Origin of the sequence: Segatella copri, assembly GCF_019127135.1 — a bacterium.
Classification (GTDB): Bacteria; Bacteroidota; Bacteroidia; order Bacteroidales; family Bacteroidaceae; genus Prevotella.
In genome coordinates this window covers 165,631-173,443 of record NZ_JAHOEA010000001.1, presented here as the reverse complement: position 1 = coordinate 173,443, position 7,813 = coordinate 165,631, and the positions used below count along the sequence as shown (strand labels likewise).

Annotated in this window: 5 protein-coding genes; 1 reads left to right on the top strand and 4 read right to left on the bottom strand. The window is 49.8% G+C overall.

Annotated features, from left to right (window positions below):
• Window positions 1–363: 363 nt before the first annotated feature.
• The 4 genes from KSW37_RS00595 to dut form a co-directional block, all read right to left on the bottom strand.
• Window positions 364–2,145, bottom strand: a complete 1,782-nt coding sequence (locus tag KSW37_RS00595) for a murein hydrolase activator EnvC family protein (protein ID WP_217313018.1) — start codon at window positions 2,143–2,145, stop codon at window positions 364–366.
• A 338-nt stretch (window positions 2,146–2,483) separates the two neighbouring features.
• Window positions 2,484–3,410 carry a DUF4292 domain-containing protein gene (locus tag KSW37_RS00590; protein WP_217313017.1) on the bottom strand — a complete coding sequence of 309 codons (927 nt, stop codon included), beginning with the start codon at window positions 3,408–3,410 and terminating at the stop codon, window positions 2,484–2,486.
• Between the two features lie 315 nt (window positions 3,411–3,725).
• Complete coding sequence (locus KSW37_RS00585) at window positions 3,726–5,573, bottom strand: tetratricopeptide repeat protein (RefSeq protein ID WP_217313016.1); 1,848 nt, start codon at window positions 5,571–5,573, stop codon at window positions 3,726–3,728.
• A 46-nt stretch (window positions 5,574–5,619) separates the two neighbouring features.
• Window positions 5,620–6,057 (bottom strand): dUTP diphosphatase, encoded by a 438-nt coding sequence (gene dut / locus KSW37_RS00580; protein ID WP_117692971.1) that lies wholly within the window; start codon window positions 6,055–6,057, stop codon window positions 5,620–5,622.
• Between the two features lie 168 nt (window positions 6,058–6,225).
• On the opposite strand from dut, the gene KSW37_RS00575 reads away from it, so the two are divergent.
• A complete protein-coding gene (locus KSW37_RS00575; protein WP_217313015.1) occupies window positions 6,226–7,563 on the top strand; it encodes a deoxyguanosinetriphosphate triphosphohydrolase in 1,338 nt (445 codons plus the stop codon).
• Window positions 7,564–7,813 lie beyond the last annotated feature (250 nt).

Sequence of the window (7,813 nt, the reverse complement as noted above, 5' to 3'; positions counted from 1 at the left end):
ATGCTTCTTGGACAAGAATTAAAGTTCAAAAACAAGCTATGCAACTTAAAATTGGATACCTTTTTCAGTGCCCTCCCAGGGCATCGCCCTGGGTATAATAGCAATCAGCAAGACGCCCTGTAAGGGCAAAAGCTTTGTATATTGCCAGGTATTTGAAAGCTTTTGCCCTTACAGGGCGACAGGTTTGTGTCCGTAATTACCCAGGGCGATGCCCTGGGCTAGGAGCTTCTGCCCTTTCAGGGCGTACTGCTTCCAGGGGCTTCTGCCCTTTACCTTTCCCTTCGGCCGGTGACCGTTGGTTCAGGGCGTGTGGGGCAAAACTTTCGGCTGCAACTATTCATACATTATCGGCTCATTCATACTTTATCTGCTCAGCCAAGCCTCCGGATTGAGCTTGGCAGTCTCTTTGCGAAGCTGGAACTGGAGGATGTTATCAGAACCAACACTACCCAAAGCCTGACGGGTACTTACCTTCTGACCCTTATGAACGCTGACCGATTTCAGATTACAGTAAACAGAGATGTAGGCTCCATGACGGACCAGCACATTCCACATGCCACCATAACCGAAGACGGCACTCACCTCACCATCGTAGATGCTGCGAGCCACACAACCCGGCTTGCCCTGGATGTTGATACCCTTATTGTCGAGCGTTACACCCTTCAAGCCTTCCACATGATACTGACCGAAATGACTCACCACACGGTAACTGCCGCTGATAGGCATCGGCAATCGGCCACGGTTAGCCTCGAATCCACCGCTCAGCATGCGGTCTACCGAACTCAAGGTAGAAGCCTCCTGTGCCACCTTCTTGGCAGCGGCAATCTCACGGGTACTACGTTCCGCATCCATCTTCGCCTTCAACTCGGCAGCCTGTCTTTCAGCCTCTGCCTTTCTAGCAGCCTGTTCGGCAGCAGCCTGACGTGCAGCCTGTTCTGCAGCGGCACGCTGGGCAGCTTCGGCAGCAGCACGCGCCCTAGCCTGCGCTTTTGCCTTCGCCTGAGCAGCAGCCTGGGCAGCAGCCTCCTCCTGAGCCTTTCTTGCAGCCTCGGCAGCCAGTCTTGCTTCTTCAGCCGCCTTTCTGCGGGCAGCTTCGGCAGCAGCCTCACGCGCCTTGGCTTCGGCTATACGACGGGCATTCTCCCTGGCAGCAGCCTCGGCAGCAGCTTTCTTGCGAGCCAGTTCCTCGGCACGTTTCTTGGCGGCAGCAGCGGCAGCAGCCTTTCGCTTAGCCTCGGCAGCAGCACGGGCTCTCGCCTTGGCAACTTCCTGAGCAATCAGACGGTCAATCTGTGCGTTGATTGCCGCATCTTTCTGACGCTGGTCGGCGATGACAGCCTGAATGGTCTTCTGCTGTTTCTGCAGTCCCTGCACCATCTCCTGCTGCTGGGTCTGCTTGCCTTCCAAAACCGTCTTCTCCTGCTTACCCTTATATAATAAGGTGTTCTTATGTCCCTTTACATGCTGCAACTGCTGGTGCTTCTCGTTCACCTGCTTCTGCTTAGCCTTTACAGCCTCGCCCTGCACCTTCTGATAGGAAGAATACTGGCGGATGAAGGAAAGGCGGCGATACATCTGTGTCAGATTCTTGGCGCTGAAGATGAACATCAGCTTGTCCTGAACCGTATGATGACGGCTCATATAGCGCATGGAACGGATATACTTGTTCTTGCGGTCCTGCAACTGTTGCTGAAGCGTTTTCAACTGTGCCTGCAGAATGCCGATATTGCCGTCAATATGATGGATATCCTTCTGGATGCCGTCAATTTTCTTCTGACGCTGGTCTATTTCTCCGTTCAGCGCCATCAGGTCTTCAAGACGTTTCTTCACATCCGCCTTATTCTGGCGCAAAGCCTGCTCCTGTTCCCTAATCTTCTTCTGGATAGAAGCGCGCTGTCCCTGCAAACCTCGGATAGAGGCATTGCTATAGGTTGCAGCCCTGCGTTCTGCTCTGGTTGGCGCAGCTGATTTGGATGTTTTTCTGGCCGCATGACTTCTGCTGTTCGTCTTTCTGGCAGGAGTAGCAGCCTTCTTTTTCGCAGTCACGGCAGTCTTCCTCACCGGCTTCTTCTGGGCAGAATGTTTCTGCGCAAAAGGGGCGAGCGAGAAGGTGATTGCCATGATGAATAATAAGATTCGCTTCATTTCTTATATTAAAAATTCAAGTTTCGCAAGTGAGCTCCACACGCCCTGAAAGGGCAGAAGCTCCTAGCCCAGGGCAGCGCCCTGGGTAATCATGGACGCAAGTTTGTCGCCCTGAAAGGGCAAAAGCTTTCAAGTACCAGGCAATTTACAAAGCTTTTGCCCTTACAGGGCGCCTTGCTGATTGCTATTATACCCAGGGCGATGCCCTGGGCTAGGAGCTTCTGCCCTTTCAGGGCGTGCTGCTTCTGGAGCTTTTGGGCCTTCAGCCCGTACTTGAACCACATGCGAAACTTCAGTTAAAAACTCATATTCTATACTTACAAACTCTTGATGAGCATTTACATACTCAATATCTTGCTGAGCACATCTGTTGGAGAAATCTGCTTGTATTTGCTGGAAATCTCGGTCTGGGTACTCCACTTGCTGTCGGTCTTCACCTGATTCAATTCGAGACTGATCTTCGCCATCTGCTTCTTCCTGGTAGCGGTTGTGATCATCGTCAGATTCAGAGTAGCAGGGAACATCTTGACGCCTACACTCTTGAAGTTGCCGTAGTCGACGTGGAGATTGGATGTGCCATTCTGCGTACTCTTATAGACTACATCAGCTGCTGTGATACGGCCGGTTGTGCGGTTGGCAGACCAGGAATAGGTCATGTTTCCATTCTTGAAACTTACCGGCACATTATCTCCTGCCACATCCAGTCTGGCATCAAACTTCTTGAGGTCTGATTCCTTCACGGTCCGTTCGCCCGGCAGAAGCAGCTGGTTCCAGAAGAGAGCCTGCAGAGAATAGAAAGAGATGCCCTGCTTCTTGAGGAAGTCTACCTGGGTATAATCTGCCTTGATGTATTCCTTGTGCAGACGGTCGATGATAAGTACATGGTCGGGAGTAAACTCCAGACGGCCCACCTCTGTACCCAAGATAGGAATAAAGAGCTGGATGCGGATGATTTCATCCTTGCGCATGCTCAGTTTGCCCGGCACGGTAACATCCTTATCACCAGCCTGGAGACTGAACGACATGTTGCCCACAATATTCTTGGTATAAACCTGATTGTCTGAAACCTTCTGTACGAAAGCCAACTTCTTAAGAGTCCCACTCTGATGAGAGTCAGAAACCTTGGTGGCATTCTCTTTCTGATGACTGGCTGATGAGGAGCCAGAGCCCTGTACATTCTTGCTGGTTCCGCAAGAACCGAGGAGCAGGATGCTGCAGGCTGCGGCAAGCAGCATCATTTTATTCTTCTTCACTGTATATTTCATCTTTCTTGTTTTTTCAACTTTCCTTTTATTTCTTCTTACTGAAGTTTCGCAAGTAAGCCCCACACGCCCTGAAAGGGCAGAAGCTCCTAGCCCAGGGCATCGCCCTGGGTGTTTATGGGCGCAAACCTGTCGCCCTGTAAGGGCAAAAGCTTTCAAATACCTGGCAATATACAAAGCTTTTGCCCTTACAGGGCGCCTTGCTGATTGCTATTATACCCAGGGCGATGCCCTGGGCTAGGAGCTTCTGCCCTTTCAGGGCGTGCTGCTTCTGGAGCTTTTGGGCCTTCAGCCCGTACTTGAACCACATGCGAAAGTTCAGTTCTTACCTCTTCTAACTGACTTCTGCTTAGCGGCAGGTTTCTGCTTTGGCGCATTACGCTTTTTCAGTTCTTCTTCGGTAATATATTGTCTGTTCTTAATCTTCCATGCCAGCACCTCAGTCTGGTTCTCTCCGGTATAGGCTTTCTTCCAGAAATCCACGGATTCATCGGCAATACCATTCATATAATAGATATCTCCGGCATGTTCCAGAACCGTACTGTTATCTGCGGTGGAATCGCGGTTTTTGAGTGCCTGGTCTATATAAGTCTTGGCATCAGCATATCGTTCTTCCATAAAGAGAATCCAAGCATAGGTATCCAGATAAGTACCGTTGTTCGGCTCCGCCTTGATGGTTTTGTAGCTCATCGCCTCAGCCTTATGCAGGTCAACACCCTTCTCGCTCAGATAGTAGGCATAGTTGTTCAGCGCCATCACGTTGTCGTCCTTCCATTGCAGGCAGGAATCGTAAGCCGCAAAGGCTTCCTGCTCTTCACCTTTCTTATGAAGAATATCTCCGGTTACGGCATAGAGGTCGGATACCAGGTCGGCAGGCGACTGTGCATTCACCTGCGCCAATCCGAGACGGAACTCACGGAGCGCCTCGTCTTCCTTATCTTTCTGATAATACGCCATTCCACCGAAGTAATAGAACACCATTTCTTCGGGATTATACTCCTGAGCCGCCTTACATTGCAGGGAAACCTGGTCATATTTCTTCTCGTTCCAGAGCATCTGTACGAGTTGCATTCTGGCATTCACGTTATCCGGCGCTATGGTAAGCACCTTTTCGAAGGCACGGCATACCGAGTCGGCTGGCATTTTCTTCAAACTCATGTAAGCAGCTCTCATCTCTGCCACTTCAGCAGACGGATGAGCCACGTTGAGCGCCTTGTCAAACAGCGCAATCACCTTGGTAGAATCGCCACCTTCGCTCTCGTTTTTCTGAATGAAAGAGCGGTACATCATCACCTTGGTCTCCAGATCTGATTTCGGACTCATCAATATCTTATCGAGCATCTGCTCGGCAAGCTGCTCCTGACGGGTGGCATTATAATAGTCGTAAAGCGACATCTGGGCATAGGAATTGTCAGGCTCTTCCTTCAGCACATCGGTAAAGCACTTGTAGGCTTCCTTCTGGCGGTTGTGCTGTACGAGCCAGTTGCCCAGCATCGTCTTGTACTGCATATCCAGCGGATGCTGGTCTACCAGCGACTTCAGTTCCTGATAGGCAGCCTTCTTGTCGTCCATCAGTTCATAAACTCTCATTTTAGAGAGGGTGAACTGTTCGCTTTCACCTTCTTCCACCTCAAGACGCGAAATGGTTTTGAGTACCGATTTATAATCCTTGTTCTGGGAATAAAGCTGAACCAGAATGCGGAGGGCATCGGTATTATCGTGGTTTTTGGCATACAGATTCTCATAGGCATCGATGGCAAGATCGTATTTCTGGCTACCTATATAATATCTGCCCAACTGCTCTGCATAGGTCTGGTTTTCCGGATTCAGTTCTATTGCCTTCTGCATATAGGCAAGTGCCAGGGAATCCTGTTTGAGCTGAGAATAGAAAAGCGACTCATAGAAATAGGTTTCAGCCGCCTTCGGGTCAATCTTCCTGGCATGTTCAAAGAGGTCGAAAGCCGCCGAATAATTGCCGGCAGCCTGCTGGCGCGCTCCCTCCAGGAAGAAATAGTTGTAGCGCTGGCGGTCGTTCGGAGAGAGAGGGTCCTCCTGAACCGCCGGCTTCTGAACCGGCTGCACCTTCTTTTTACGGGCAAGCGACGGCATGGCTACCGAACCCAGCAAGACCAACCCCATTGCCCAACTGATATTTCTAAGATTCATCTTCACGATTCTAATCCTTTCTATTCTATCTTTCTTTAACAATCTGTTATTTTACACCCGTATGACCGTATCCACCGGCTCCACGTTCGGTCTCATCGAGTTCATTAACCTCGATGAAATCGCATTGTTCGTGCTTAGCCAGCACCATCTGGGCTATACGCTCGCCATCATTGATAACGAAATCCTCTGTAGAGAAATTGATGAGCAGAACCATGATTTCACCGCGATAATCGGCATCGATGGTTCCCGGCGTATTCAATACGGTAATGCCATGCTTCAAAGCCAGACCGCTGCGAGGACGGATCTGCGCTTCATACCCTGCAGGCAAAGCCATATAAAGACCGGTTGGCACCAGTCGGCGCTCCATAGGATGAAGCACGATTGCCTCATCGATGTTTGCACGCAAATCCATGCCGGCACTCTGAGGTGTGGCAAACGCAGGTAGAGGCTGATGCCCCTTGTTGATAATCTGTACTTTTATCATGACTTTTTCTTTTTTATCTGTGTCTGAGTTTAATAATCTGCAAAAATAAGCAATTTTGATGGAATAAATGAATTTTTGAGGATAAAAACATGTAATTTATCATATTTTATTTTGATTTGTGCTTACTTTAGTGTATTTTTGCGCTACAGAATCAAGTAATACAATAATATGGAATGGAAACAACTGATATCCAACAAGCGTTTCGGACAGGAGCATAAGCATGCCGAGCGCCATGATGATCGCTCTGAATTCAAGCGCGATTACGACCGTCTTATCTTTTCATCGGCATTCCGACGTTTGCAGAACAAGACGCAGGTTTTCCCTTTGCCGGGCAGCATCTTCGTTCACAACCGCCTCACCCACAGTCTGGAGGTGGCAAGTGTGGGCATGTCGATTGGCAACGACATTTCCCGACACGTCATCCGGAAGCGGCCTGAGCTGAAGGATACGCTCGTCGAGGAGATAGGTACCATCGTAAGTGCAGCCTGCCTGGCACATGATTTGGGCAATCCGCCTTTCGGTCATTCCGGCGAGAAAGCCATCCAGACTTTCTTCTCTGAAGGACCGGGTCAGAAGATAAAATCAATGGTTTCATCGGAGTTTTGGGATGATATTACGCATTTCGAAGGTAACGCAAATGCCTTCAGAATCCTGACCCACCGGTTCAAGGGGCGCCGTCAGGGAGGCTTCGTTATGACCTATTCCATGCTTGCTTCCATCGTGAAATACCCGTTTGCAAGCAGTCTTGCCGGGAACCACGGCAAGTTCGGTTTCTTTGCTTCCGAAGCGGAATCTTACAGGAAAATTGCCGATGAATTGGGCATTTTTTGCAAATCTGCACCGGGTGAGCCTCTCAAATACGCCCGCCATCCACTTGTATATATGGTAGAAGCAGCCGACGATATCTGCTACGAAATCATGGACATCGAAGACTCCCATAAACTCAAGATTCTTTCCTTTGCCGAGACCGAACACTTGCTGCTGAGTTTCTTTGATGAAGAAATCCAGCAGAAGATACGCCAGCGTATCATCGACGAAGAACTGACAGACGAAAACGAGAAAGTGGTTTACATGAGAGCCAGCGTCATCGGAAAACTGGAGAACGAATGTGTGGCAGCCTTCCTGGCTCACGAAGAGGAAATCCTTGCCGGAACTTTCGAGGGAAGTCTTATCGACCACATTTCCGAGCGCCAGAAAAAGGCATACAAGGAATGTGAGAAGATCTCCTACTCTAAGATTTACCAAAGCAAGCCGGTACTCGACATAGAACTGTCGGGTTATCAAATCATGGCAACCCTGATGGAGGTTTTCATCGAAGCTGCCGTAAACCCATCGCGCTTCTACTCCAAGCAGCTCCTGCGCCGGGTAAGCAGCCAGTATGATATAGAGAACGAGAATCTGGAGGAGCGCATCATGGCGGTAATTGATTATATCAGCGGCATGACCGACATCTATGCGCTCGACATCTATCAGAAGATCAACGGAATCAGTCTGCCTATTGTATAAGGTAGCGCCCTCTTTTTAGCTTACTGAACTTTCGCAAGTGGTTCAGGTACGGGCTGAAGGCCCAAAAGTTCCAGAAGCAGCACGCCCTGAAAGGGCAGAAACTCCTAGCCCAGGGCAACGCCCTGGGTATGATGGCAATCAGCAAGACGCCCTGTAAGGGCAAAAGCTTTATGTTTTGCCTGGAGTTTTAAAGCTTTTGCCCTTACAGGGCGACAGGTTTGTGTCCGTAATTACCCAGGGCGTTGCCCTG

Bases quoted from the DNA above. Each gene is read 5' to 3' on its own strand.
- KSW37_RS00595 (WP_217313018.1), bottom strand. From the start codon at position 2,145: ATGAAGCGAATCTTATTATTCATCATGGCAATCACCTTCTCGCTCGCC.
- KSW37_RS00590 (WP_217313017.1), bottom strand. From the start codon at position 3,410: ATGAAATATACAGTGAAGAAGAATAAAATGATGCTGCTTGCCGCAGCC.
- KSW37_RS00585 (WP_217313016.1), bottom strand. From the start codon at position 5,573: ATGAATCTTAGAAATATCAGTTGGGCAATGGGGTTGGTCTTGCTGGGT.
- dut (WP_117692971.1), bottom strand. From the start codon at position 6,057: ATGATAAAAGTACAGATTATCAACAAGGGGCATCAGCCTCTACCTGCG.
- KSW37_RS00575 (WP_217313015.1), top strand. From the start codon at position 6,226: ATGGAATGGAAACAACTGATATCCAACAAGCGTTTCGGACAGGAGCAT.